The sequence below is a fragment of the Pseudomonas sp. S150 genome (assembly GCF_004526365.1).
Lineage (GTDB): Bacteria > Pseudomonadota > Gammaproteobacteria > Pseudomonadales > Pseudomonadaceae > Aquipseudomonas > Aquipseudomonas putida_A.
In genome coordinates, this window is the sequence record NZ_CP038207.1 from 2,016,342 (window position 1) to 2,039,369 (window position 23,028).

Here is a 23,028-nt window from a genome sequence, read left to right on the forward strand (position 1 = left end):
TAGGGTGAGGGCGCTTTTAAAGCCGTTGGGTAAATAAGAACGTGTCCCCAACCCCCATCCCCCCTAAAATACTCGCCATTCCCGTTTCGCCCCGCCCGAGGCCGCTTGTTCATGTCCGTTACCGCCCCATCCGCGCCGTCTGCCAAACCCGCGCCCGATCATCACGCCCAGTTCATCGAGCTGCTGCAAACCAGCCTCGAACACAACGGCTTCATCAAACTGGTGCTGGCCAAGTACGTGGGTGAAGAGGCGGATCTGCAGCGGATCATCATCAAAGCGGTGACGGTCAAGGCGCAGCCACACCTGTCGTTTGTCTATCGCTACAAGACCCGCGACATCACCAAGAATCTGCCGCTGAGCGAAGGCGTGGCGGTGATTGCCGAGCTGTTGCCGGCCGCGTTCAAGAATGCGCATCTGCTGACCGTGACCGACGAAGCCCAGCTCGAATACAGCAAAAAGGGCAAGAGTTCACTGTTCAAGAGCAAACCTCAGCAATTGCGTGAAGCGCCGTCCGCCGAGCACAACCGTGAGAAAAACCGTTTTCTGGACTTGAGCCGACCGTTCCTCAAGGATCTGGGCGTGACCAACGCGCAGCATGAGCTGATCCCGGCGATGTCGCGCAAGTGGAAGCAGATCAACAAGTTCATCGAAGTCTTCAGCCACGCGCTGACCTCGTCACCGCTGGCGCTGGACAAACCGGTGCGGGTGGCGGACTTCGGCTCGGGCAAGGGTTACCTGACGTTCGCCATCCACGATTACCTGCGCAACACGCTCAAGGCCGAAGGCGAAGTCACCGGCGTCGAGCTGCGCGAAGAGATGGTTAACCTGTGCAACGCCGCCGCGGCCAAGTTGGAACACCCGGGCCTGGTGTTCAAGTGCGGTGACGTGCGCAGCGTGGCACCGAGCGAACTGGACGTGATGATCGCCCTGCATGCCTGCGACATCGCCACCGACTACGCGATCCACACCGGCATCCGCTCGGGCGCGTCGATCATCATGTGCTCGCCGTGCTGCCACAAACAGATCCGCCTGCAGATCCAGAGCCCGGCGCTGCTCAAGCCGATGCTGCAATACGGTCTGCACCTGGGCCAACAGGCGGAAATGGTCACCGACAGCCTGCGCGCGCTGTTCCTCGAAGCCTGCGGTTACGAGACCAAAGTGTTCGAATTCATCTCGCTGGAACACACCAACAAGAACAAGATGATTCTGGCGGTGAAACGCGCCGAGCCGGTGGACCCGGCTCAGTTGCTGGTGAAGATTGCCGAGTTGAAGGCGTTCTACAACATCAGCGAGCACTGTCTGGAAACGCTGCTGCGTTCGGATGGCTACCTCTGATCCTGTGGGAGCGGGCTTGCTCGCGAAAGCGGACTGACAGTCAACGATGATGTCGACTGTTACGGCCCCTTCGCGAGCAAGCTCGCTCCCGCATTTGATTTTACTGCGGTCTTGCGCCCGAGCATCACCGTTGCGATCACCCCGCAGGCAAACACCCAAGTGATCGGCTCGACATGTTCACCAAAGAACAGCGCCGAAAACGCGATGGTGAAAAAGATCTGCAGCAACTGAATCTGACTGACCCGCGCGATCCCGCCCCATCGCCAGCCCGGCGTACCAGGCGAAGAAGCCGAGAAACTGTGAGAACAGTGCCACGTAGCGCCGAAGGCCCACCAGGCCTTGGCTGACACTGCACCGTGATGCTGCAGCGCCAGATACAAGACTGGCCCGATCAGCAGCGGCGTCGACAGCACCAGCGCCCAGCAGATTACCTGCCAGCCGCCCATTTCCTTGGCCAACCGGCCACCTTCGGCATAGCCCAGACCGCCGACGGCAATCGCGCCGAGCATCAACAAGTCACCGGCCTGAATGCTCCCGGCTCCGGTGTACAACGCGTAGCCGAGCACCAGCGCACTGCCCAGTGCGGCGCAGGCCCAGAAGGCTTTCGATGGGCGTTCATGGGACAGCCACGCCGCATACAGCGCCACGCACAGCGGCTGCAAACCGTTGACCAGCGCGCCGTGGGACGCCGGCAAGGTCTGCATGGCCCACGCCGACAGCACCGGGAAGCCGAGAATCACCCCGGCGATCACCAGGCTCAGGCCTTTGATCTGCTGCCAGCTCGGCCACTTCTCGCGTCGCCATAACAACAACGCTGCCGCGGGAATCGCCGCGAACAGCGCGCGGCCGAGGCCGTTGAGCAGCGGATGCAGTTCCTGCACCACGATCCGGGTGAAGGGCAGGGTCAGGCTGAAAATCACAACCCCGAGCAGGCCGAGGGCCATGCCGGTGTTTTCGCGCGAGGACATGATGGGGAACCAGAATAGAAGGTGGCAGGGGATTGCCTTAATCAAGCCATAAACCGGGGCGCTCGGGCTGGTACAGCCAGGCACAGAGTTATCCATACAGTTGGATCCCCTGTGGCGAGGGAGCTTGCTCCCGCTGGGCTGCGAAGCGGCCCCCGCTTTTTTCATGAAAACTGTGCAAACAGGTTTTGCGCCTGCTGCGCAGTCGAGCGGGAGCAAGCTCCCTCGCCACAAAGGCGGGGAGGCGTAGTAGCCGGTTGTTACCCGCCCCAACGGATAAGGTCTACTTTGAATACTCCTGCAAGCCCATTCCCAGAGGAGTCCTCCCCATGGCCGCGAAAAAAATCCTGATGCTGGTCGGCGATTACGTCGAAGACTACGAAGTGATGGTGCCGTTCCAGGCCTTGCAAATGGTCGGTCACACCGTGCACGCCGTGTGCCCGGACAAGGCTGCGGGCAAGACCGTGCGCACTGCGATCCATGACTTCGAAGGCGACCAGACTTACAGCGAGAAACCGGGTCACCTGTTTGCCCTCAACTTTGATTTCGCCAAGGTCGCCGAGGCCGATTACGACGCGCTGCTGATCCCCGGCGGACGAGCGCCGGAATATCTGCGCCTGAACGAAAAAGTTCTGGAGCTGGTGCGCGCCTTCGACAAGGCTGGCAAACCGATTGCCGCTGTGTGCCACGGCGCGCAGTTGCTCGCGGCGGCGGGTGTTCTGGAAGGTCGCGAATGCAGCGCCTATCCGGCCTGTGCGCCGGAAGTACGCCTGGCCGGTGGCACGTTCATCGATATCCCGGTGACCGACGGCCACGTTCAAGGCAATCTGGCGACTGCGCCAGCGTGGCCTGCGCATCCGAACTGGCTGGCCGGTTTCCTCGGCCTGCTCGGCACCAAGATCACCCTGTAACGAGGATCCGCCGATGTGCGAGCTCTACGTCAAGGCCGACCCGATTCTCTACGAATCCCGCTCGCGTTCGTTGCGCATCTGCGGCGTGGTGACGACGCTGCGCCTGGAAAACCAGTTCTGGGACATCCTCAGCGAAATCGCCGAAGTCGATGGCATGACCACCAATCAACTGATCGCCAAGCTGTATGAAGAGGTGATGGATTATCGCGGGGAGGTGGTGAATTTTGCCTCGTTCCTGCGGGTGAGTTGTACGCGGTATCTGAGTCAGCGGCGGGTGACGGAGCCGCAATTGTCGGTGGTGCGGGCGGGGGTGAAATAGCCCCGACCGAGTTGACCCCTTCGCGAGCAAGCCCGCTCCCACAGGTTTCTCAGGTGCTCACAAGTTTTGTGGCCGCTGAAGAACCCTGTGGGAGCGGGCTTGCTCGCGAAGAGGCCATTACAGGCGACAGAAATCTTGGGCTGGTCTTTACTCACTGGCGCAAAACCTTTCAACCGCCAAGGAGAAACGAGCATGTCCGGATGGTACGAAGTGAGCAAAAGCAGCAACGGCCAGTTCAGGTTTGTGCTGAAGGCCGCCAACGCTGAAACCATTCTCACCAGCGAGCTCTACACCACCCGCGCGGCTGCCGACAGCGGCATTGCTTCGGTGCAGACCAATAGCCCGCTGGATGAACGCTACGAGAAGAAATCGACGAAGGATGGCCACCCATACTTCAACCTCAAGGCCGCCAACCATCAGATCATCGGCAGCAGCGAGTCGTACTCCACGGACGCCGCGTGCGCCAAAGGCATCGCCAGCGTCAAGGCCAACGGGCCGAGCAAAGTGATCAAGGACAAGACGTTGCCGGTGCTTTGAAATAACTCCACGACTCAGTCGCCAAAACAATGGCGACTGAATTCTGGCTATGTGCCACTACATCGCTTATCCTTCGCGACCAATCCATGGAAGGGGCGGCGTTCAATACTCTTTCGTGTGTTTTTCAATGTTTACGCGAGAGTTTTTCCTTTGATGATTCGCTTTTTCGCTGTTCTGACGGCGCTGCTCGGCCTGAGCGGTTGCTACAGCATGTCACCCACCCACATTGACGATGAACTCAAGCCAACCGCCGATTCCGGCGTGGCTTATGTGGTAGGTGTGGTCGGCATCTGGCCCAAGACGAGGTTTTCAGCGAAGGAACAAATGCTGATGATCCGTAAGCGTGGAAGCGATGATTTCGCCACTGCACGCCTGCACAACGAGTTTTACGCCCGAACCGAGCGAGATGTACGCGAGACCGATCACGGCATCGGCACGTTGTTTGTGATGCCGCTCAAACCCGGTCGTTACGAGATCTACAACGTGCGTTTCGATCATGGGCAGTCGGTGACGTGGAGCCGTGAAGACTTCACCATCGGCATGCAACTCGAGGCGGGCAAGGCTTATTACATCGGCGATTTTCGCGCCGGGTGCCTGATCGGTCTTCAGCTGTCATGCCTGTTCCTGCACAGCGATCATCTTGAACGTGATGCGGCGCTGGTTCGTGCCAAATACCCGCAAGTACCAGGATTGCAGCGTCTGGACATGCCGAATCTGGACACCGCCACGCCGTTCATTCGCGAAGAAAACGGCCCCAGCGCCTCTGTCTATAAAGCCATGTTGTCAGGAAAACTCTAATGCGCCTCAAGCTTCTGTTTCTGGGATTGCTCATGTTGCTGGGTGGTTGTCAGGCGACCCACAGCCTCAAGGCCCCCGACGTCGACTACAGCCAGCAACTGCCGGCGATCAACGTCAATGTGCTCGGTCTGCCGAGCTGGATGTTGCGAGACGAACTGCGTCGGCGCGGCACTTTCGACGAAGTTCGCGCCGGTCGAAGCGAGGATGGCTACAACGTTCTGGTAGTCGCCAACAGCGATGTCGGCGCGCTTCAGCCTCAGTTGTTCCTGAGTGCCTTCACGCTGTTCCTGGTGCCGGTACCGGTGAGCTTCGACAGCACAGTGGTGTTCAGTCTCAGCCATGGCAAGGAGATACTGGGTGTCTATGCCGTGCACAATCACACTGAATCCTGGCGGGGCGCCTTTAACGCCTCGGGCGGGCAGTTCGAACATGTGCGCTTGATCACTGACACGTTCATTGCGCAGGTCCTGAAGGATCAGCCCTTCCACCGCGAAGCGATGAAGCACGCCGCCAGTCTTTGACCGACAGGCAGGAAAAATCCCGCCCGGAGTGTTCCGGGCGGGATTTTTTTCATCAGCGCAAAACGTCGAGCAGCGCTTTGAGGTGATGTCTGCCGGTGTCACTCAACGGGAACACTGGCAAGCGCGGATCGCCAACCTCCAGCCCCGTCTCGCGCAATCCGGCCTTGATCGTCGCCGGCAAACCGCCCTTGAGGATGAAGTCCAGCAGCGGCAACTGGCGGTAGAACAACTCACGTGCCCGAACCAGATCACCGGCCAGCGCAGCCGCATACAGATCCAGATTCAGTTGCGGGATCAGGTTCGGCGCGGCGGTGCACCAACCCTTCGCCCCGGCGGCAAACGCTTCCAGTGCCAGCGGATTGCAGCCGTTGTAGAACGGCACCTGACCTTCACCGAGTAATTGCAGCTTGTGCATGCGCTGAATGTCGCCGGTGCTCTCCTTGACCATGGTCACGTTTTCCACGCCATTGACGATGCGCAGAATCAGCTCGACCGACATGTCGGTGCCGCTGGTGGCCGGGTTGTTGTATAGCATGATCGGCACGCCGATGCTGTCGCCGATGGCGCGGTAGTGCGCGAGGATTTCCGCTTCAGTGAGCTTCCAGTACGACGCCGGCAACACCATCACCACGTCAGCGCCGTGGGCTTCAGCGAAGCGCGCGCGGCGCACGGCTTTGGCGGTGGTCAGATCGGAGACGCTGACGATGGTCGGCACCCGTTTGCCCACGTGCTTGATGCTGAACTCGGCGACCTGATCCCACTCGGCGTCGCGCTGAGGTAAGCGCCTTCGCCGGTGCTGCCGAGCGGGGCGATGGCATGGACGCCGCTGTCGATCAGACGATCGATGGATTGGCCGAGCGCCGGCAGATCGAGGCCTTCGCCGTGGGTGCCGAACGGGGTGATGGTGTAGCCGATGATGCCGTGAATATTGGACATGATGAGTCTCCGGAAAAAGCTGAAATCAGTTCAGGCAATCGGCGTGCTGGCGCAGGTTCTGCCGGGCGTAGTAGTTGAAAGCGGCGGCGTGGCGCTTGGGTTTCGACACACCCAGTCATGGGCCTCGCGACCCAGCGCCGGAATGATCGGTTTGATGGTGCCGGCGGCCATCGCCAGCAACTGAAGTCTGGCGGCGCGCTCGATCAGTTGGGCGATGACACACGCTTCTTCGATCGTATTGCCGGTCGACAGCTGGCCGTGGTGCGACAGCAGAATCGCACGCTTGTCGCCCAGTGCACCGGCGATCAGTTCGCCTTCTTCGTTACCCACCGGCACGCCCGGCCAGCCTTCGAGAAACGCACAGTCCTCGTACAACGGGCACAGGTCCATGTGGGAAATCTGCAGCGGCACTTCCAGCATCGACAGTGCGGCAATGTGCGTCGGGTGTGTGTGGATGATGCAGTTCACGTCTGGCCGGGCGCGGTAGACCCAGCTGTGGAAACGGTTGGCCGGGTTGGCCATGCCGTGGCCTTCAAGCACTTCCAAGTCTTCGTTGACCAGCAGCAGATTGCTCGCGGTGATTTCGTCGAAACCCAGGCCCAGTTGCTGAGTGTAATAGGTCCCCGGTTGCGGGCCACGGGCGGTGATCTGTCCGGCCAGACCGGAGTCATGACCGCTCGCGAACAGGATCCGGCAGGTTAGCGCCAGCTTTTGCCGGTCAGTCCACGTATTATCCGCCAGGGTGTTTTGCATCTGGGTCAGCGCTTGCTTGACCAGTTGCGCTTTGGGTAGTGCTAATGTCTTGGCCATGTCTGTGTCCTTTGGGTGATTGCAAATGACACTAAAGAGCCTATATGACACAAAGTGTCATAAGCAAGCATCAATCGTCGTTTCCTTGATGGAATAACTGCTGCGCATGTCTATCCGTTTGAAATTGTTGAGAAAAAAACTTGGCGTGACACTTGAGGCGCTGGCGGAAAAATCCGGCATGACCAAGAGTTATCTGTCGAAGGTCGAGCGCGGGCTGAACACCCCGTCGATTGCGGCCGCGCTGAAACTGGCGAAGGCACTGAACGTGAAGGTCGAGGAATTGTTCTCCGAAGACAACGTCAGCCTCGACAGCTATAGCCTGGTACGCAGCCACGAACGCCAGTCACTGGCAGCCAACGATCAGAGCCCGGGGTATGCGGTGCTGGCGCATCAGGTCAGCGAGCGCAACCTGCTGCCGTTCATCATCTACCCGCCGCGCGAATTCACCGACAAAACCTTCAAAGAACACTTGGGCGAGGAGTTTCTGTTCGTCCACGAAGGGCAGGTGGAAGTGGATTTCATGAACGAGCGGGTGCTGCTGGAGCGTGGCGATGCGCTGCACTTCAATGCGCAGAAGCCGCACCGGATCAGATCGGTGGGCGAGGTGCAGGCGCAGTTGCTGGTGGTGGTGCACAGCTCGGAAGAATGAGCCGCCAGAAAAAGCTTCGCGAGCAAGCCCGCTCCCACATTTGGAATGCATTCCAAGGTGGGAGCGGGTTTGCTCGCGAAGGCATCAGTACTGCTTACATCAAATCTCGACGGGAACCGAAAGCTTCGGACTCCCCAACGCATGCGTCTTCGCATCAAAAAACCGCAACACAACTCCGGTGCCCTCGAACACCTTCGCGTAATGCCGCTTCTGGTGCTGAATGAACGCCGCACTGCGCGGATAAATCGAGATCGCCACGCTCGCCGGTTTCGCCAGGCGCAGCGCCCTGACGATGTGAGCATCCTGCTCGCCCAACGCATGCCCGAAGATGCACAGGTTATCCGCGTGTCCCAATAACTGCTCATAACAGAACGACAGATAATCCGAGCTGCGAATGGTCTTGAGCTTGTCTGCGCTCGGCCCTTCGTTGACGAACAGCGGCACGTCGTCGAGCGTCTTGATCGTGTTGTTGATCGCAAAACTGCCGAGCAGGGTGCCCTCGGTCGAGGTCAGTTTGCGCGCGGTGCCGTCCTGATTGCGCACCAGGTGCAGACCGCCGTGCAGGTACAGCAGACGCGGTTTGGCGCTGCTGCTTGCGCTCAGATCGAAACTGGCATCGGGACCGTTGAACAGGTCGTCGATCGCCTCGCTGCGGTGCTGGATCGCCCAGTAGCTGAGCAGGTCGTAATTGGTGGTGAACACCGTGCGATACCGCGCCAGTTCTTCATTGAGCGTGGCCAGAGTCGGGGCCTGCACCAGGCGCCAGGGAATGTGCACGGCGTGTACGGTGTTGATCAGCGCTTCCTTGATCGCGTAGTAGCGATTGCGCGGTGCCGCCGAACTGACGGCCAGGGCCTTGTTGACCCGGCTGGTGGTTTTCAGCGCACCGAGCACCTGCTCGAAGCTGCGCGTCTGCATCGCGTCGAACACGCTCAGTTCCGACGGACTCAGTGGTTTCTCTTCCACGGTGCGCGCGTTTTCGAACAGCGAGTCATAGCCAAAATCGTCCCACACCGCGCGGCTGGCGCCATTGCCCACCAGCAGACCGTTGAAGTCGGCGGTGGCGCGCAGGGCGCTCCAGTCTTCGAGGGTGGCATCGACGTCCAGAAAATCGGTCATTGCGTGGGCAGTCTCAAAACAAAGGGCGGATGGACGGCGACTTTATCACGAGCGGGCATTGAGCCAGATCAACATCGGTGGTGACCGATCGGTCAATCCTGTGCACATCCGCCGTATCGGAGCAGTCGATTCGGCTCCAGTCAGGAGACGCGCATGAGCAGCACCTTTTTCATTCCGGCCGTAAACATCATGGGCAACGGATGCCTCGACGAGGCCATGGTTGCGATCCGCAACTATGGGTTTCGCAAGGCGCTGATCGTCACCGACGCGGGGCTGGCCAAGGCCGGCGTGGCGACCATGCTTGCCGAAAAACTGGCGATGCAGGACATCGATTCGGTGATCTTCGACGGCGCCAAACCGAATCCGAGCATTGCCAATGTCGAGGCCGGGTTGGCGCTGCTCAAGGACAGTCGCTGCGATTTCGTGGTGTCGCTGGGCGGCGGTTCGCCCCATGACTGCGCCAAGGGCATTGCTCTGTGTGCGACCAACGGCGGGCAGATCCGCGACTACGAAGGCGTCGATCAATCGAGCAAGCCGCAGTTGCCGCTGATCGCCATCAACACCACCGCCGGCACTGCCAGCGAGATGACCCGTTTCTGCATCATCACCGACGAATCGCGCCACGTGAAAATGGCCATCGTCGACCGCAACGTCACGCCGCTGCTGTCGGTCAACGACCCGGCCCTGATGGTCGCCATGCCGAAAAGCCTGACGGCCGCCACCGGCATGGACGCACTGACCCACGCCATCGAAGCCTACGTTTCGACTGCGGCCAACCCGATCACCGACGCTTGCGCGCTGAAGGCCATGACCCTGATCAGCAACAACCTGCGCCTGGCGGTGCGTGACGGCAGCGACCTTGCGGCGCGCGAGAACATGGCTTACGCGCAGTTCCTCGCCGGCATGGCGTTCAACAACGCGTCGCTTGGCTACGTGCACGCGATGGCCCACCAGTTGGGCGGTTTCTACGACTTGCCCCATGGCGTGTGCAACGCCGTGCTGCTGCCGCATGTGCAGACCTTCAACGCGTTGATCTGTGCCGAACGCCTGACTGACGTCGCCCACGCCATGGGTGCGGACATCCGTGGTTTCAGCCCGGAAGAGGGCGCTCAGGCGGCGATCAACGCGATCCGTTGTCTGGCCAAGGACGTCGAGATCCCGGGTGGCCTGCGTGAACTAGGCGCCAAGCTCAGCGACATTCCAGTGCTTGCCACCAATGCGTTGAAAGATGCATGCGGCCTGACCAACCCACGGGCGGCGGATCAGCGGCAGATCGAGGAGATTTTCCGTAATGCGTTTTAAGGGCTGACGCGCGTCGGCGTGAATGTCACACAGAGCATCGCGCCGACTGCAAGCAAACTGCATAACAGTGCCAGCGGCCACGCCGAAGGGCTAGCGACAAGACTGGCAATCGCGCCGATCATTGCCGCCATCAGTTGATGAATAAATCCGCTCAACGCCATTGCGTAAGCACCCGCAATCGGTGCGCCATCGTTGGCACGGGACAGGCTGATCGGGTAGTTCAGCGATTGTCCGAACACCGCTACGCAATAGGGCAGCCACAGCATCAGCGCGATGGAACTGGCTGTCAGACTGCCCAGCAGCATTACTCCGCACCCCGCCATCACCAGCACCACGCCCAACGTCATCAACCGGTGTTGACCCGTGCGCAGAACGAAGCGATTGACCACCAGTGCCCCGAGAAAGTATGCCGCACTGATCGGCCAGCCGAGCAGACCGTAATCCACCGTAGACCAATTGAACGGTCCTTGCAGGATCAGTGGCGCAGCCGTGTTGAAGGCGATGATCACCCCGTAGCCGAGGCCTCCGGCCAGTGCCGGCAACAGGAACGCGCGATGGATCAGGATGCGCCGGTAAATCAGCCATGCCGAAGCATTGGTTTGCGCCTCCTCCAATGTCGCAAAATTGACCCGGAATACGATCATGGCCATCAGCAGGCACGTGATGCCGAGCAAGTAGAAGATTGCCTGCCAGCCCAGCGTGACCTGAATGATCGAACCCAGGTACTGGCCGATGCCTAGAGCCACCACGAACGAAATCGAAATCCATGACAATGCTTTGGCCAGCAGGTCGCCGCGAAAACTGTCGCGAATCAGCACCCGTGCCATCACCGAAATCCCGCTGGCGCCGACGCCCTGAATCAGGCGCAGTAACAGGAACGACTCCAGCGTCGAACCCAGCGGCAACGCCAGGTTCGCCGCGCCATACAGCCCCAATGCTGCGAGTAACACAGGTTTGCGCCCGATACGCTGGGCCAGTGATCCCCAAAGCAGCATTGGCAGCGCCATGCCGACCAGATAAATCGATAAACCCCACGCCACTTGCGCAGGCCCTGCATGCAGATGGCCGGCAATCTCCGGCAGCGCTGGCAGGTAAATACTCATGCCCAACTGTGCGAGGAACACAGTGCAGCAGGTGATAAGAAGGGTGGCGCTGGCGTTCATCGATCGTCCCTGGCTCAGATGTCGAAATCGACGCGGTGTGTGCGCAACAATTCGCTGACTACATCGCAGAAACGTCGGATCAGCGACGGCTCCATATCAGCACGCAAGGTTACCCGAATGGCCGCTTTACCTTGGGCAACTACCGGGAAAAATACTGCGCTGGTGAAAAAGCCTTGCTCGGCCAGCTCGCTGGCGATGCGATTGGCCAGATCCGCCTGGCCGCAGTCGATCAAGCGGATTGCCATCGCGCTGTGGCATTGCTCTGTACTGATCAAACTGTCGAAGAGGCGGATATTAGCCTGGAGGCAGGCCTGTAGAGCGGCGAATTCGGCGGTGTAATGTAGACGAATTGACGCTCGTCCGGCGCCGATTGCCGCACAGTTGAGACTTTGTGACCAATTGCTCGGGCCGCCATAACGCTGGATGATTTTTTTCTGGCGCTGGTTGCCAAGCATCACCAGTCCACCACTGGCGCCAAATGACTTGGCCAGCGACGCGACGATCACGCAGTCATCTTCCAGCGTCTGGATTCTCGGGCGTATCAGACCGACGCCGTTATGGCCCACGGCTGACAACGCGTGTGAATCATCCAGATAAAGAAACAGCCCGTAACGATCCTTGAGGTACAGCAGGCCTTCCATGTTGGACACACCGCCCATGCTGTAGGCGCCATCGCCAATATAGGCCACACGACCATATTGCTGGCAGATCTTTTCTAGAAAATTCATATCGTTGTGCGGACAGGTCATCACACGGGTTTCGTCGGCGCATGCAGCTTTCAAGTGATTCATCGAGTAATGCGCCTGACGGTCAAAGACCATCACTGGCGGGCGATTCTCGGTCAATACACCGCTGGCCAGCAGCGGCAAGATCCCCGCACTTGCAGCGCTGCAGGACAGGGTCGTCAGGCACACTGCATCGAACAACTGCGAAAGCTCGGTTTCGTATTTTTCGAGAATCCCCAGCTTGCAGCGATTTTTCGAGTTGGCGACGCGCAGGGTGCCAGTTTCCTGCAGTGCGGCGATTGCACCTTGGAGCAGGGCTGGGTGGTGATCAAGGCCAAGGTAGGACGTGGTACAGAAGTGTTGTAACTCCCGTCCGTATTGATCGAGCAGGTGGTTGGAACCCATGACCTCGACATTGAGCCCGGCGACTTTGCCGAGCTCGGCGTTTTCCCAGTCCTGGTTCGCCAGGGCGATGACTTTTCGATAATTGGAATAAAGGTTTGGTGCTTGCTGTATATGGTTCATCAGGGCATCCCTTAAGCGTGGCAATCCGTGGGTCGTTGCAATTTGTGTGTATTGCCAGACTTTACGGAACACGACTTCGGGCCTGAATCAGACACTTCCTGCAATACTGAGCGGAATTGGATATTTGCTTGTAGGGCGATGTTCTGATGCGGTGTCGGGAGAGTGTCAGATTTTTTGTGTGCGGGCCGGTAATGGCCTGCCGTCAGGCAGGCCTTCATTTCACCAGTTCGGCCTGATGAATCGGTCTCCATATAAAACCGCAAACTGATTCATGGCGCTTTTCCAGTCATGGGCGGCGCTGCCCCAGTTGGCGGTGATGTTTTTCAGCGCCAGCCAGATCAGTTTTGTCGCCGCCTCATCGGTTGGAAAGTGGCCTCTTGTCTTGATGATCTTGCGTAACTGCGAATTGATGCTTTCGATCGCGTTGGTGGTGTAGATCACTTTGCGTATCGCGGGTGGGAACACGAAAAATGGGATAACCCGCTCCCAGGCGCGTCTCCAAGCCGCCGCTATCGTCGGATACTGCTTGCCCCACGGCCCCGCTTCGAAGGCGTCCAGAGCCTGTTCGGCGACATCGGCATTGAGAGCTTGATAAATCGGCTTAAGGGCCTTGGCCAGTTCACGGCGCTTGTCCCACGCCGCGTAATCAAGGCTGTTGCGGATCAAATGGACGATGCATGTCTGCAGCGTTGTCTCTGGAAACACCGCACTCAAAGCCTCCGGCATACCTTTGAGCCCGTCAGTTACCGCGATCAGCACGTCTTCGACGCCCCGGGTTTTGAGGTCATTGAAGACCTTCATCCAGAACTTGGCACCTTCAGTGTTCTCGATCCAGATCCCCAAAATATCTCGGGTCCCATCCGGCAGCACGCCCAGAGCCAAGTAGATGGCCTTATTGCGAACCACGCCTTCGTCACGGATCTTGACCCGCAGAGCATCGAAGAAAATGACCGGATACATGGGCTCAAGCGGGCGTTGCTGCCAGGTACTGACTTCCTCCAGAACCGCATCGGTGACGGAGCTGATGAAGTCATGAGAGACATCTGTGCCGTACTGTTCCGAGAGGAAAGCACGAATCTCGCGAACGCTCATGCCACGGGCATACATGGCGATGATTTTGTCGTCGAAACCCGTGAAACGGCGCTCGTGCTTGGGGATCAGGATCGGGGCGAAACTGCCGTCGCGGTCTCTGGGAATATCCAGACGCAACGGGCCGTCTTCGGTCAGCACGGTCTTGCTGCTTCTGCCATTACGCTGATTACTCGAATCCTCAGGGCGCTCCGCGCCCTGAGGATAACCAAGGTGGTGCCCCATCTCGGCGCCAAGGGCTCGCTCGATCAGCGCTTTCTTAAACGCCATCGCGGCATCCTGAATAGCGTCGGCACTCATCGGGCCGCTGACGAACTGGTCGATCAGCTCTTGGGGAATGGAAGGAAGGTCACGCTGGGCCTCTCGGGCCGGTCTCTTTTTGGTCGGCATACATGCACCTCTGCGACATGTTATGCCCGAACACAAAATTTATGACACTCCCGGTGTCGGGCGCCTCCGAATCCTACCCGGCAGGTGCCAGATTCCTGCTCGCCGCCCCACCAAACTGAATCAACACCACCCCGCCAATCAGCAACAACGCGCCCAACACCCGCGACATCGACAGCTGTTTCTCCACCAGCCCAAACAACCCGAAGTGATCCAGCACCATCGACGCAATCACCTGCCCGGCCAACGCCAGCGCAACAAACCCCGACGCGCCGAGCTTCGGCAGCAACATCACCGCCAGCGCCACAAAGCACACGCCGAACGCACCGCCAGCCCACATCCACAACGGCGCCTTGCTGATAAAACCCAGCGACGGCAGCGGCAGGCGCAACGCCAGAATCACCGGCAACAGCACCAAAACACTCACCAGCAATGAGGCCAACGTTGCCCATAGCGGATGGCCGAGGCCCCGCGCCAGGTTGCTGTTGATCGCACTCTGAAACGGCACCACCGCGCCGGCAAACGCGGCCAGCAGCAATAAACCGACCCACTGCAACGTACTCATGATCACTCTCCAACAGGTTTTTCTGGACTCTAGAGTATTCGTCGCGCAGATTTAAATTCCGTTTTATCATCCAGAACATGCACGAGATGAATGATCTACGCCGTATTGATTTGAACCTGCTGGTGGTCCTCGATGCCTTGCTCAGCGAGCAACACGTCACCCGCGCTGCTGAGCGGCTGCACCTGAGTCAACCGGCGGTCAGCCATGCGCTGGCGCGTCTGCGCGACTTGCTCGGCGATCCGCTGCTGGTGCGCGCCGGTTCGACGCTGGTGCCCACGGCGCGGGCGCTGGAACTGGTTGCGCCACTGGCCGAAGCGTTGGCCCAGGTGCAGTCGCTGCTGGCGCCGAACACGTTCGATCCGGCCACTGCGCGGCGAACCTTTCGTGTGGCGATGTCCGACTACGGCGCGGCCATCATCCTGCCCGGGCTGATCCGCACCTTGCGCCGCGAGGCCCCGGGCATCGACCTGCAAATCAGCCATGCCAGCCGCGAGGGCATGCTGGAGGGTGTGCTCAACGGTGACATCGACGTGGCCGCCGGGGTGTTCCCGGAAATGCCCAACGAATTGCGCAGCACTTTGCTGTTTGAAGAACGCTACGTCTGCCTGCTGGATCGCCGCAGCTTGCCGGCCGACGGCGTACTGGATTTGCCGACCTACCTGTCGCGCCCGCATGTTCTGCTGGAAATGCGCGGCAGCGGCACCCCGGAAATCGAACGGGCGCTGACCTCATTGCGCGAACGCCGCCGCGTCGCCATCAGCCTGCCGCACTGGAACGTCGCGCCGCAGTTGATCAGCGGTACGGATCTGATTCTCACGGTGTCGTCACGCAGCGTGCGCGAGATTGATCAACAGGAGCTGATCGTGCTGCCGCCACCGTTCGAGATCGCGCCGTTCACGTTTGTGCTGGCGTGGCATAAGCGCCGGGGTGGGGATCAGGCGTTGAACTGGTTGAATCGCCGGATTGAGGAGGGGATAGTGCGCGGCTGAAAACGTTATCAAGGAGTGGGATGTGACAGTGAAGTCTGGATGGATCGGCTGGGTGGCCCTGAGTGGGTGGTTGATGGCAGGTCAGGTATTGGCTGATTGCGTACCAACACCGATGGCAGGAGATCTGGATCTTTCTGTCTGCAAGGAGTGGCCTGCATATCCAGGATTAACCATCAACGCCACTGCACAGTTTAAGCGCGGATCCCCATCTGATGACCCAGAAGCGCTGAGTACCTACGATTTCGACTTGTCCGTTCTGGACACCGCTCAATCGAAGCCCATTGCGACTTATTACAAAGCGGCTGCATTTGTATTGGATGGCGTCAGTTTGCGAGAAATAACGCTCGATACGGCTCGCTACGCACTGACTGCCGAACTTCGTGCCTTTGGCGTACGTGCGTTATCCACTAATGGATCCCGGATCAATCCGATGGAAGAAAACCTGCTTTCGCTCTACGTGAAAGAGGGCGAAAAATTGCGCCCGGTATTGGATAAATTAGTGGTTTATCGGTATGGCGGCGAGTGGGATGGTGACTGCGAAGGCGAGCGATATGAGATTTCAAGAACGGTAGAAATCGCTAAAACGAGCTCTCACGGCTATGCAGATCTGATTGTCAAAACCTTGGAGAAAGACACAACAAGTGTGGGGACGGGAGACGCATGTAAAACTAAAACCACTGACAACAAACCCGTTTTGACAACATTGCACTACGACGGAAAATCCTACGTTTTGCCAAACGGTTTCCAAGGCCTGTAACCCGCTAGCCAAATACGACACTTATCAAGGAAGAACCATGCTTAACCCCACCAGACTCCTGATCGCCCTCGGTTTGCTGGCCATCACCACCCAAGTCCACGCCGCCTGCACCACCAAGAGTTTCGACGGCAAATCCATGTCACGCTGCAACGTCTGGCCGGCGTTCCCGAGTCAGGCGATTTCGGTCAAATCCACCTATCTGGCCGATTCTGGCGGCGACGATGCCGGGGCGTTCGATCTGGATCTGGCGCTGCTCAATGCGAGCAACGCCAAACCGATCGCCACCTACCGTAAACCGGGCGCTTACAACTCTGATGCCGTGCGCCTGGATGATGTACGCATCGATACGGCGCGCTACCGATTGACGCCGGATATCCGCGCTTTTGGTCTGCGCGCGAAGTTCGTCCACAGTTCCCATGCCATTCCCTACGAGAAAACCGATCTGGCGCTGTATGTTCGCGAGGGCGACGAGTTGCGTCCGGTGCTTGAAGGCCTGGTGGTCTTCAAGGACAACGGTGAGTTCGTGAATGACTGCGAGGGCTACAGCAAAAAAATCCGCCGGACCCTCGAGATCGCTCCAACGAGCCACAATGGTTTCGCCGATCTGATCGTCACCACCACCGGCAGCAAAATGAAAAACACCAAGTCCGGCAATCAGTGCGTTTCGACAAACACCGACCTGAAGAAAAAACAGATCACCCTGACGTACGATGGCCAGCAGTACAACGTCCCTGAAGATCTCAGAGGTTACTGAACCATGCTCACCGGCCTCAACCACCTGACCCTCGCCGTCAGTGATTTGCCCCGCAGCCTGGCGTTCTATCGCGATGTATTGGGTCTGCGCGTCGAAGCCTCGTGGGACGCCGGTGCCTATCTGTCGCTGCCGGGGCTGTGGTTGTGTCTGTCGCTGGATGCGCAGCGCACCACCGAGCCGTCTGTCGACTACACCCATTACGCGTTCAGCCTCGCCGAGGCAGATTTTCCGTTGTTTGTGCAGACGCTAAAAGCGGCGAATGTGAAGGAATGGCGCGACAACCGCAGCGAAGGTGCGTCGTTCTACTTTCTTGACCCTGATGGCCACAAGCTTGAGGTTCACGTCGGTGATCTGGCTTCGCGACTGGCAGCCTGTCGGTTGAAACCGTACACGGGCATGCGTTTTTACGACGCGTCGTGATCAGACACATTGGGCTGATATAGACTGGCCATCATTTGTACTGGCGCCAGCAGGTTTTTCATGACTCCATCGCTGCTAATGGCCGTTCTGGCCTCGGGTTTCATTTACGGCATCACGCCCGGGCCGGGCGTTCTGGCAGTGTTCGGCATTGGCGCGGCGCATGGGCGACGGGCCGGGGCCGGGTTTCTCTGTGGGCATTTGCTTGGCGATGTGGTCTGGTGCAGCACCGCGCTGATCGCCATCGTCGGTGCCCGCGAGATCGGCAGCACCGCATTCGATGTGCTGGGTGTGCTCAGCGGCTTGTACCTGTTCTGGCTTGGCTGGCGCGCAGTGCGAGCCCAGCGGCGCAGCGCTGATCAGCCGCAGGGCGCGGCGCGTCAGCCGTTCTGGCACGGCATCCTGTTCGGCCTGACCAATCCCAAGGCGTACCCGGTGGCGGTGGCGACGTTTACCGCGCTGCTGTCGAGCCGCGCCGAACTGCTCAACTGGTCGATGTTGCCGGCGCTGATCGCCCTGAGCTTTCTCGGCGGATTGCTGGCTTACGCTATCTTGATCGGCGTTGTCGGCGCCCGACGGGTGCGCACGCTGTATCAGCGCCACGAGCTGATGATCACGCGTTTGTGTGGCGTGATGTTCATCGGTTTTGCGATCAACGCACTGATGCACGCACTACCGGGATTGCTGCCGAACAAGGCTTGAAGTTGTGTGCAGGGATGCGTGAACAAAGGGTCAGGGATGGTTGAACAGTGCTGCATTGTCCGGACACCCACGCTGAACCATGGAAAGCCGAAATTCCGCGCCGTTGGCGAGTTATATGGACCTGTTGCTCGATGCCGTCTGCGCGGTGGACAGGCAGGGCCGTTTCGTTTTTGTCAGTGCTGCCTGCGAGCGTATTTTTGGTTATACGCCTGACGAGTTGATCGGCCGTTCGATGATCGAACTGGTGCATCCCGCAGACCGCCAGCGCACCTTGGCCGCCGCCCACGACATCATGAGCGGCGAACCCAAGCACAACTTTGAAAACCGTTACGTGCGCAAGGATGGCCGCATCGTCAACATCCTCTGGTCGGCGCGCTGGTCGGAGGTCGATCAGCTACGCATCGCCGTGGCCCGCGACATCACCGAGCGCAAGCAGGCGGAATCGCGTCAGGCTGCGCTGTATGCGATTTCCGAGGCGGCGCATGTCGCCGAAGACTTGCTGGCGCTGTTCAAACGCATCCACCTGATCATCGGCGAATGGCTGCCGGCGCTGAATTTCTCCGTGGCGCTGTACGACGAGCACTGTGCGCAGCTGAATTTTCCCTATCACGTCGACGATCACGAATTGCAGCCCGAGCAACCGGGCACCGTTACCGGGCGTTTGTGTGCGGAGGTCATCCGCAGCGGTCAGCCGATTCTGCTGACGCCGGACAGCCCCGACGCCTCGCCCGACTTCGCCGCGCTGGTGGCGGGGCAGGACTCACCGTGCTGGCTCGGTGTGCCGCTGAATTCGAAGAACGGCACCATCGGTGCGCTGATCGTCAAAAGCCTGCCGGGCGGTGAGCGTTATACCGAGCAGGACAAGGAACTGCTGCAATACGTCTGCGCCCAGGTCGCCACCGCCATCGAGCGCCAGCAGCTGCACGCGCGGCTCAAGCGCATGGCGCAATACGATCAACTGACCCAGTTGCCCAATCGCGGGTTGCTCAAAGACCGCCTCAAGGCTGCGCTGGCCGCTGCCCGTGAAACCTCGGGAAACATGGCGCTGCTGTATGTCGATCTGGATCGTTTCAAACAGGTCAACGACACCTTTGGCCATGCGGTCGGCGACATGCTGCTGCAAACGGTGGCGAGTCGGCTCAAGGGCTGCGTACGCGACACCGATACCGTGGCGCGCATCGGTGGCGACGAATTCGTGGTGCTGTTGCACAGCGTTCACGCCGCTGAAGACGCCGACATCGTGGCCGGAAAAATCCGCCAGGTGCTGGTGCAGCCGATGCGCCTGGACGGTCACAACCTGTACATCGAACCGAGCATCGGCGTGGCCCGTTATCCCGAACATGGCAGTGAGGAGCAACAATTGTTCCGGCATGCCGACCAAGCGATGTACGCCGCCAAACGCCTCAATCATCGGGCGGTGGATAGCTGAAACAGTGCGCGCCGTTCGTCGCGGCGCGGGCAACTTTTCTAAACCTTTGGCAGTCCGGCAATTCTCAATCTAGGCGGGCATCTGCTCGCCAACGATCAACACCAAGAGGAAGAGAATCATGCCTAATTCAAGAAACTCGAACTCGGGAAACTTCGCCAACGATCGAACCAAGGCGTCTGAAGCCGGTCGCAAAGGTGGGAAAACCACCACCACGACGGTCGACAAAGAGCCTGCGAAAACCGAAATGGGCCGCAAGCCAGCTCAGAAGTCGAAGTAGTCGGTGAGGTAGTTTTGATTGAGAGGCGGGGGCGCAAGCCCCCGCTTGAATTTGCAGAGATAGGAGGGCGCGACCATGAGCCGGATGGCCACCCAGATACGTCGTTTCAGTTTTGCCACACTGTTGGGATTGTTCGCGGGCACAGCATTCGCCCAGTCGCCTGCCGACTTCATCAACGATGCGTCCGCCAAAGGCATGGCCGACATCGAAGCCAGCCGTCTGGCGCACCAGAAATCCGAATCCAAAGAGGTCAAGGATTACACCATTGTCGTGATCAATGACCGCACCACGGCCAACCAGCATCTGGCGAAGATCGCGAAGAAACTCGATCTGCCGGTCGCGCCCCGTGAAGAAATCGCCGACAAGGCCAAGACCATGATTCCTCAGGTCAAAGACGGTGAAACCTTTGACCAGGCCTACGCCGCGAGCCAGGTGAAGGCGACCGAAGAGGCCATCCAGCAGATCCAGCAGGAAGCGCAGTCTACCGACGTGCCGGAAATCAAGGCCTTTGCCGACGAGACACTGCCAAAACTGCAAAGCCATCTGGAAATGGCGCGGGCGCTGCAAGCCAGTCGCTGACACCAACTGCCAATCAAAAGATCGCAGCCTGCGGCAGCTCCTACATAGAACGGTGTAGGAACTGCCGCAGGCTGCGATCTTTTGCTTTGTTCAACTTTACTTAGCAGTCATTCAAATCCTGCTTCGGCTTGCTCTTCTCCCCCAGCCCTTCAAGGTTGAACACCTCACTCTCGCCCAAGCTGCGGTAATGCTTGCGCAGCGCCTCGAGTTGTTTGAGATCCAGCGATTCCAGGCCGAGCATTGCGTTCTGCGCTTCCTTGTTCACCCGCAATAACTCATCAAGCTTCAGATGCAGGATGTCGGTATCACGGTTCTGCGTATTCTGGATCAGGAACACCATCAGAAAAGTGATGATCGTGGTCGAGGTGTTGATGATCAGTTGCCAGGTGTCATTGAAATCAAAAATCGGCCCACTCAAACCCCACAGAAAAATCAGGATCAATGCGCCCATGAAGGTTTTCGGGCTACCGGCCCAGAGGGCCAGGGTCTGGGAGATTTTCGCGAATTTCATTGCGATGTTCCTTATTGGGAGAGCTTGAAATTCAGACATCCGGGGCGCGATGAAAATTCTACTTACAAATGACGTCTGCCAATAATTGTGAGGGTGAAGACATCCCTTGCAATAAGCCTGTCTGGAACTGCGCGCAGCGCTGCCTGTATTGTGACGAACCGCAGGAATGTCCCGACAGGAGAACGCAATGAGTTGGTCCGCCAGACAATACGTCGCTTTCGAAGATGAACGCACCCGCCCGGCACGTGATCTGCTGGCGGCGATTCCCACGGTTCAGGCGCGATCGGTGGTCGATATCGGTTGCGGTCCGGGTAACTCCACCGAGCTGCTGGTGCAGCGTTTTGAGCAGGCCCAGGTCAGGGGGCTCGACAGTTCGCCAGACATGGTCAACGCCGCGCGCAAGCGCCTGCCGCAGTTGCAGTTCGAGGTCGCAGAAATCGATAGTTGGGCGGATCAAGGGCCGTTCGATGTGATCTTCGCCAATGCAGTGCTGCAATGGGTGCCGGATCACGCGACATTGCTGCCGGCGTTGGCGGCTAAACTTTCGGACGGTGGCAGTCTGGCGATCCAGATGCCGGATAACCTCAACGAGCCTTCCCACCGACTGATGCGTGAAGTCGCCGCCAATGGCCCATGGGCCGCCAAACTGGCTGGCGCCGCCGGGCAGCGCACCGACATGGCGAGTGCCAGCGAATACTTCTCGATGTTGCGTCCGCACTGCTCGCGGGTCGATGTGTGGCGTACTACCTATCACCATCAGTTGTCAGGTGGAGCGGCGGGGGTGGTGGAGTGGTTCAAGGGCAGTGGCTTGATTCCGTTTTTGAACCCGCTGAGCGAAGAGGAGCAGGCGCAGTATCTCCAGCAGTATCTGGCTGCAGTTGCCGAGGCGTATCCGGCGTTGCCTGATCGTTCGGTGCTGTTGCCGTTTCCGCGGCTGTTCATCGTCGCGACTCGCTGAAGCCAGCCTTCAGCCACCTGTAGTGAGGGGATTTATCCCCGATGGACTGCGCAGCAGGCCCTTTAAGCGGTTGCTACGCAACCATCGGGGATAAATCCCCTCACCACATATTGTTTGCTCAGATCAGATTAGCGCTGCACCGCCACCAACATCATCATCGGCCGTTCCCGCTCTTCAGCCAGCGCTGGTTGCGCCGCCACCTCCGCATCGCTCGGCCCCCATTCATTGACATGGCGAATGGCAAAACCCGCCGCGATCAACGAATTCAACAGCGTGCCCATCGTGCGGTGCTGCTTGATCACCCCGTCGGCCAGCCAGTGGGTCACCCGCTCGCCCTCCATCTGATAGCTGTCCAGCGGCCAGCGCTTGTGGCCATCGCTGTCGACCAGCCAGCCTGGATTGCGCGGGGCCATGAAGATCGGGTGTTCGATGGAGAACACAAAATGCGAACCCGGTTTCAACGCCGCGTACAGATGAGCGAACAGTCCGGTCAGATCCTTGATGTAGTGCAGCGCCAGCGAACTGTAGGCCAGATCGAAACTGCAGGCCGGCAAGTCGAGATGTTCAAGGTCGGCACGTTCATAGCGAATGTTCGCCGCCGCAGTGGTTTCGCGCGCGCGCTCCAGCATCTTTTCCGAGACATCCAGCCCCAGCACATTGGCGGCGCCGTGCTCACTTGCCCAGCGGCTGAACCAGCCATAGCCGCAGCCGAGGTCGACCACGTTCAAGTCGTGCATCGACGGCAGCAAGGCCTTGAGTGCCGGCCACTCCGGCGCGGCATCGAGGCCACCGATGGAGCGGTTCATCTGGCTGTAACCCTGGAAAAACTCCGGGTCGTCGTAAATATTTTGCGTCATGGGGGAAATACTCTTTTGAGTTCGGTCATCAGCGGCACAGAGGCCGCGCCATGGAGTCCCTCGAAAGTCAAAACGCGTATTCGTCGATGGCCGCGCAGGGGGAGGGTGGTGGGTGATGGGGGAAATGCTAGCGGGTCGTGGG

Annotated in this window: 24 protein-coding genes and 3 pseudogenes; 17 read left to right on the forward strand and 10 right to left on the reverse strand. The window is 59.2% G+C overall.

Going from position 1 to position 23,028, the window contains the following annotated elements; translation table 11 throughout:
• Nucleotides 1-111 precede the first annotated feature (111 nt).
• A complete protein-coding gene (locus tag E3Z29_RS09250) occupies nucleotides 112-1,335 on the forward strand; it encodes an SAM-dependent methyltransferase (protein WP_098967616.1) in 1,224 nt (407 codons plus the stop codon).
• Nucleotides 1,336-1,394: 59 nt separating this feature from the next.
• Here E3Z29_RS09250 and E3Z29_RS09260 read toward each other — a convergent pair.
• Nucleotides 1,395-2,303, reverse strand: a pseudogene (locus E3Z29_RS09260) (DMT family transporter).
• Nucleotides 2,304-2,629: 326 nt separating this feature from the next.
• Here E3Z29_RS09260 and E3Z29_RS09265 point away from each other — a divergent pair.
• The 5 genes from E3Z29_RS09265 (at nucleotide 2,630) to E3Z29_RS09285 (ending at nucleotide 5,386) form a co-directional block, all read left to right on the forward strand.
• The gene (locus tag E3Z29_RS09265; protein ID WP_095138502.1) at nucleotides 2,630-3,211 is read left to right on the forward strand and encodes a DJ-1/PfpI family protein; all 582 of its coding nucleotides are present in this window, start codon (nucleotides 2,630-2,632) and stop codon (nucleotides 3,209-3,211) included.
• A gap of 13 nt (nucleotides 3,212-3,224) precedes the next feature.
• Nucleotides 3,225-3,530: a ribbon-helix-helix domain-containing protein gene (locus tag E3Z29_RS09270; protein ID WP_098967621.1), complete on the forward strand. Its 306-nt coding sequence runs from the start codon at nucleotides 3,225-3,227 to the stop codon at nucleotides 3,528-3,530.
• Between the two features lie 192 nt (nucleotides 3,531-3,722).
• Entirely contained in the window at nucleotides 3,723-4,067 is a 345-nt protein-coding gene (locus E3Z29_RS09275; protein ID WP_098967622.1) for a YegP family protein, read from the forward strand.
• A 153-nt stretch (nucleotides 4,068-4,220) separates the two neighbouring features.
• Nucleotides 4,221-4,865: a hypothetical protein gene (locus E3Z29_RS09280; RefSeq protein ID WP_098967624.1), complete on the forward strand. Its 645-nt coding sequence runs from the start codon at nucleotides 4,221-4,223 to the stop codon at nucleotides 4,863-4,865.
• Nucleotides 4,865-5,386, forward strand: coding sequence for a hypothetical protein (locus tag E3Z29_RS09285; protein WP_098967625.1), 522 nt, complete (start codon nucleotides 4,865-4,867; stop codon nucleotides 5,384-5,386). Before E3Z29_RS09280 ends, E3Z29_RS09285 begins: the two co-directional genes overlap by 1 nt.
• A 52-nt stretch (nucleotides 5,387-5,438) precedes the next feature.
• On the opposite strand, the pseudogene E3Z29_RS09290 reads toward E3Z29_RS09285, so the two are convergent.
• Together E3Z29_RS09290 and E3Z29_RS09295 are read right to left on the reverse strand one after the other, a co-directional pair.
• Nucleotides 5,439-6,325: pseudogene (locus E3Z29_RS09290) on the reverse strand (dihydrodipicolinate synthase family protein).
• Between the two features lie 22 nt (nucleotides 6,326-6,347).
• Nucleotides 6,348-7,132, reverse strand: a pseudogene (locus tag E3Z29_RS09295) (aldolase).
• A 106-nt stretch (nucleotides 7,133-7,238) separates the two neighbouring features.
• On the opposite strand from E3Z29_RS09295, the gene E3Z29_RS09300 reads away from it, so the two are divergent.
• The gene (locus E3Z29_RS09300; protein ID WP_027614428.1) at nucleotides 7,239-7,781 is read left to right on the forward strand and encodes a helix-turn-helix domain-containing protein; all 543 of its coding nucleotides are present in this window, start codon (nucleotides 7,239-7,241) and stop codon (nucleotides 7,779-7,781) included.
• A gap of 99 nt (nucleotides 7,782-7,880) precedes the next feature.
• On the opposite strand, the gene E3Z29_RS09305 is transcribed toward E3Z29_RS09300, so the two are convergent.
• The gene (locus E3Z29_RS09305) at nucleotides 7,881-8,900 is read right to left on the reverse strand and encodes a DUF4917 family protein (RefSeq protein ID WP_134785608.1); all 1,020 of its coding nucleotides are present in this window, start codon (nucleotides 8,898-8,900) and stop codon (nucleotides 7,881-7,883) included.
• Nucleotides 8,901-9,053: 153 nt separating this feature from the next.
• Here E3Z29_RS09305 and yiaY point away from each other — a divergent pair, with 153 nt between their 5' ends.
• On the forward strand, nucleotides 9,054-10,202 hold the full coding sequence (gene yiaY, locus E3Z29_RS09310; RefSeq protein WP_096797067.1) for an L-threonine dehydrogenase: 1,149 nt from the start codon (nucleotides 9,054-9,056) through the stop codon (nucleotides 10,200-10,202).
• Here the strand turns inward: yiaY and E3Z29_RS09315 are convergent.
• From E3Z29_RS09315 to E3Z29_RS09330, 4 genes are all read right to left on the reverse strand, one after another.
• Nucleotides 10,199-11,365 carry an MFS transporter gene (locus E3Z29_RS09315; RefSeq protein ID WP_098967633.1) on the reverse strand — a complete coding sequence of 389 codons (1,167 nt, stop codon included), beginning with the start codon at nucleotides 11,363-11,365 and terminating at the stop codon, nucleotides 10,199-10,201. The two genes, yiaY and E3Z29_RS09315, sit on opposite strands and share 4 nt — an antisense overlap.
• 14 nt (nucleotides 11,366-11,379) lie before the next feature.
• Complete coding sequence (locus tag E3Z29_RS09320; RefSeq protein ID WP_098967635.1) at nucleotides 11,380-12,615, reverse strand: aminotransferase class I/II-fold pyridoxal phosphate-dependent enzyme; 1,236 nt, start codon at nucleotides 12,613-12,615, stop codon at nucleotides 11,380-11,382.
• Nucleotides 12,616-12,834: 219 nt separating this feature from the next.
• A complete protein-coding gene (locus E3Z29_RS09325) occupies nucleotides 12,835-14,094 on the reverse strand; it encodes an IS256 family transposase (RefSeq protein WP_134785609.1) in 1,260 nt (419 codons plus the stop codon).
• 73 nt (nucleotides 14,095-14,167) lie between these two features.
• Entirely contained in the window at nucleotides 14,168-14,656 is a 489-nt protein-coding gene (locus E3Z29_RS09330; RefSeq protein WP_134785610.1) for a DMT family transporter, read from the reverse strand.
• A gap of 77 nt (nucleotides 14,657-14,733) precedes the next feature.
• On the opposite strand from E3Z29_RS09330, the gene E3Z29_RS09335 reads away from it, so the two are divergent.
• The 8 genes from E3Z29_RS09335 to E3Z29_RS09370 all read left to right on the forward strand — a co-directional run bounded on the left by E3Z29_RS09335 (nucleotide 14,734) and on the right by E3Z29_RS09370 (nucleotide 20,560).
• The gene (locus E3Z29_RS09335) at nucleotides 14,734-15,645 is read left to right on the forward strand and encodes a LysR family transcriptional regulator (protein ID WP_171061893.1); all 912 of its coding nucleotides are present in this window, start codon (nucleotides 14,734-14,736) and stop codon (nucleotides 15,643-15,645) included.
• Between the two features lie 22 nt (nucleotides 15,646-15,667).
• Nucleotides 15,668-16,402, forward strand: a complete 735-nt coding sequence (locus E3Z29_RS09340; protein WP_134785612.1) for a hypothetical protein — start codon at nucleotides 15,668-15,670, stop codon at nucleotides 16,400-16,402.
• Nucleotides 16,403-16,439: 37 nt separating this feature from the next.
• Nucleotides 16,440-17,156, forward strand: coding sequence for a hypothetical protein (locus E3Z29_RS09345; RefSeq protein WP_134785613.1), 717 nt, complete (start codon nucleotides 16,440-16,442; stop codon nucleotides 17,154-17,156).
• Between the two features lie 3 nt (nucleotides 17,157-17,159).
• Nucleotides 17,160-17,576, forward strand: coding sequence for a fosfomycin resistance glutathione transferase (gene fos, locus E3Z29_RS09350; protein WP_027614435.1), 417 nt, complete (start codon nucleotides 17,160-17,162; stop codon nucleotides 17,574-17,576).
• A gap of 60 nt (nucleotides 17,577-17,636) precedes the next feature.
• Nucleotides 17,637-18,275, forward strand: a complete 639-nt coding sequence (locus E3Z29_RS09355) for a LysE family translocator (RefSeq protein ID WP_027614436.1) — start codon at nucleotides 17,637-17,639, stop codon at nucleotides 18,273-18,275.
• A gap of 79 nt (nucleotides 18,276-18,354) precedes the next feature.
• Nucleotides 18,355-19,704 (forward strand): bifunctional diguanylate cyclase/phosphodiesterase, encoded by a 1,350-nt coding sequence (locus E3Z29_RS09360; protein ID WP_134785614.1) that lies wholly within the window; start codon nucleotides 18,355-18,357, stop codon nucleotides 19,702-19,704.
• Nucleotides 19,705-19,822: 118 nt separating this feature from the next.
• Nucleotides 19,823-19,981: a KGG domain-containing protein gene (locus tag E3Z29_RS09365; RefSeq protein ID WP_003222499.1), complete on the forward strand. Its 159-nt coding sequence runs from the start codon at nucleotides 19,823-19,825 to the stop codon at nucleotides 19,979-19,981.
• A gap of 75 nt (nucleotides 19,982-20,056) precedes the next feature.
• Nucleotides 20,057-20,560, forward strand: a complete 504-nt coding sequence (locus tag E3Z29_RS09370) for a DUF4142 domain-containing protein (RefSeq protein WP_027614439.1) — start codon at nucleotides 20,057-20,059, stop codon at nucleotides 20,558-20,560.
• Between the two features lie 100 nt (nucleotides 20,561-20,660).
• On the opposite strand, the gene E3Z29_RS09375 is transcribed toward E3Z29_RS09370, so the two are convergent.
• A complete protein-coding gene (locus E3Z29_RS09375; protein ID WP_047598058.1) occupies nucleotides 20,661-21,071 on the reverse strand; it encodes a low affinity iron permease family protein in 411 nt (136 codons plus the stop codon).
• 187 nt (nucleotides 21,072-21,258) lie between these two features.
• Here E3Z29_RS09375 and tam point away from each other — a divergent pair, with 187 nt between their 5' ends.
• Nucleotides 21,259-22,029, forward strand: coding sequence for a trans-aconitate 2-methyltransferase (gene tam, locus E3Z29_RS09380; RefSeq protein WP_134785615.1), 771 nt, complete (start codon nucleotides 21,259-21,261; stop codon nucleotides 22,027-22,029).
• Nucleotides 22,030-22,157: 128 nt separating this feature from the next.
• Here the strand turns inward: tam and E3Z29_RS09385 are convergent, their stop codons facing one another.
• Complete coding sequence (locus E3Z29_RS09385; RefSeq protein WP_134785616.1) at nucleotides 22,158-22,886, reverse strand: class I SAM-dependent methyltransferase; 729 nt, start codon at nucleotides 22,884-22,886, stop codon at nucleotides 22,158-22,160.
• Nucleotides 22,887-23,028 lie beyond the last annotated feature (142 nt).

Bases quoted from the DNA above. Each gene is read 5' to 3' on its own strand.
- E3Z29_RS09250 (WP_098967616.1), top strand. From the start codon at position 112: ATGTCCGTTACCGCCCCATCCGCGCCGTCTGCCAAACCCGCGCCCGAT.
- tam (WP_134785615.1), top strand. From the start codon at position 21,259: ATGAGTTGGTCCGCCAGACAATACGTCGCTTTCGAAGATGAACGCACC.
- E3Z29_RS09265 (WP_095138502.1), top strand. From the start codon at position 2,630: ATGGCCGCGAAAAAAATCCTGATGCTGGTCGGCGATTACGTCGAAGAC.
- E3Z29_RS09330 (WP_134785610.1), bottom strand. From the start codon at position 14,656: ATGAGTACGTTGCAGTGGGTCGGTTTATTGCTGCTGGCCGCGTTTGCC.
- E3Z29_RS09275 (WP_098967622.1), top strand. From the start codon at position 3,723: ATGTCCGGATGGTACGAAGTGAGCAAAAGCAGCAACGGCCAGTTCAGG.
- E3Z29_RS09375 (WP_047598058.1), bottom strand. From the start codon at position 21,071: ATGAAATTCGCGAAAATCTCCCAGACCCTGGCCCTCTGGGCCGGTAGC.
- E3Z29_RS09280 (WP_098967624.1), top strand. From the start codon at position 4,221: ATGATTCGCTTTTTCGCTGTTCTGACGGCGCTGCTCGGCCTGAGCGGT.
- E3Z29_RS09320 (WP_098967635.1), bottom strand. From the start codon at position 12,615: ATGAACCATATACAGCAAGCACCAAACCTTTATTCCAATTATCGAAAA.
- E3Z29_RS09335 (WP_171061893.1), top strand. From the start codon at position 14,734: ATGCACGAGATGAATGATCTACGCCGTATTGATTTGAACCTGCTGGTG.
- E3Z29_RS09360 (WP_134785614.1), top strand. From the start codon at position 18,355: ATGGAAAGCCGAAATTCCGCGCCGTTGGCGAGTTATATGGACCTGTTG.
- yiaY (WP_096797067.1), top strand. From the start codon at position 9,054: ATGAGCAGCACCTTTTTCATTCCGGCCGTAAACATCATGGGCAACGGA.
- E3Z29_RS09365 (WP_003222499.1), top strand. From the start codon at position 19,823: ATGCCTAATTCAAGAAACTCGAACTCGGGAAACTTCGCCAACGATCGA.
- E3Z29_RS09285 (WP_098967625.1), top strand. From the start codon at position 4,865: ATGCGCCTCAAGCTTCTGTTTCTGGGATTGCTCATGTTGCTGGGTGGT.
- E3Z29_RS09385 (WP_134785616.1), bottom strand. From the start codon at position 22,886: ATGACGCAAAATATTTACGACGACCCGGAGTTTTTCCAGGGTTACAGC.
- fos (WP_027614435.1), top strand. From the start codon at position 17,160: ATGCTCACCGGCCTCAACCACCTGACCCTCGCCGTCAGTGATTTGCCC.
- E3Z29_RS09370 (WP_027614439.1), top strand. From the start codon at position 20,057: ATGAGCCGGATGGCCACCCAGATACGTCGTTTCAGTTTTGCCACACTG.
- E3Z29_RS09270 (WP_098967621.1), top strand. From the start codon at position 3,225: ATGTGCGAGCTCTACGTCAAGGCCGACCCGATTCTCTACGAATCCCGC.
- E3Z29_RS09345 (WP_134785613.1), top strand. From the start codon at position 16,440: ATGCTTAACCCCACCAGACTCCTGATCGCCCTCGGTTTGCTGGCCATC.
- E3Z29_RS09355 (WP_027614436.1), top strand. From the start codon at position 17,637: ATGACTCCATCGCTGCTAATGGCCGTTCTGGCCTCGGGTTTCATTTAC.
- E3Z29_RS09300 (WP_027614428.1), top strand. From the start codon at position 7,239: ATGTCTATCCGTTTGAAATTGTTGAGAAAAAAACTTGGCGTGACACTT.
- E3Z29_RS09315 (WP_098967633.1), bottom strand. From the start codon at position 11,365: ATGAACGCCAGCGCCACCCTTCTTATCACCTGCTGCACTGTGTTCCTC.
- E3Z29_RS09305 (WP_134785608.1), bottom strand. From the start codon at position 8,900: ATGACCGATTTTCTGGACGTCGATGCCACCCTCGAAGACTGGAGCGCC.
- E3Z29_RS09325 (WP_134785609.1), bottom strand. From the start codon at position 14,094: ATGCCGACCAAAAAGAGACCGGCCCGAGAGGCCCAGCGTGACCTTCCT.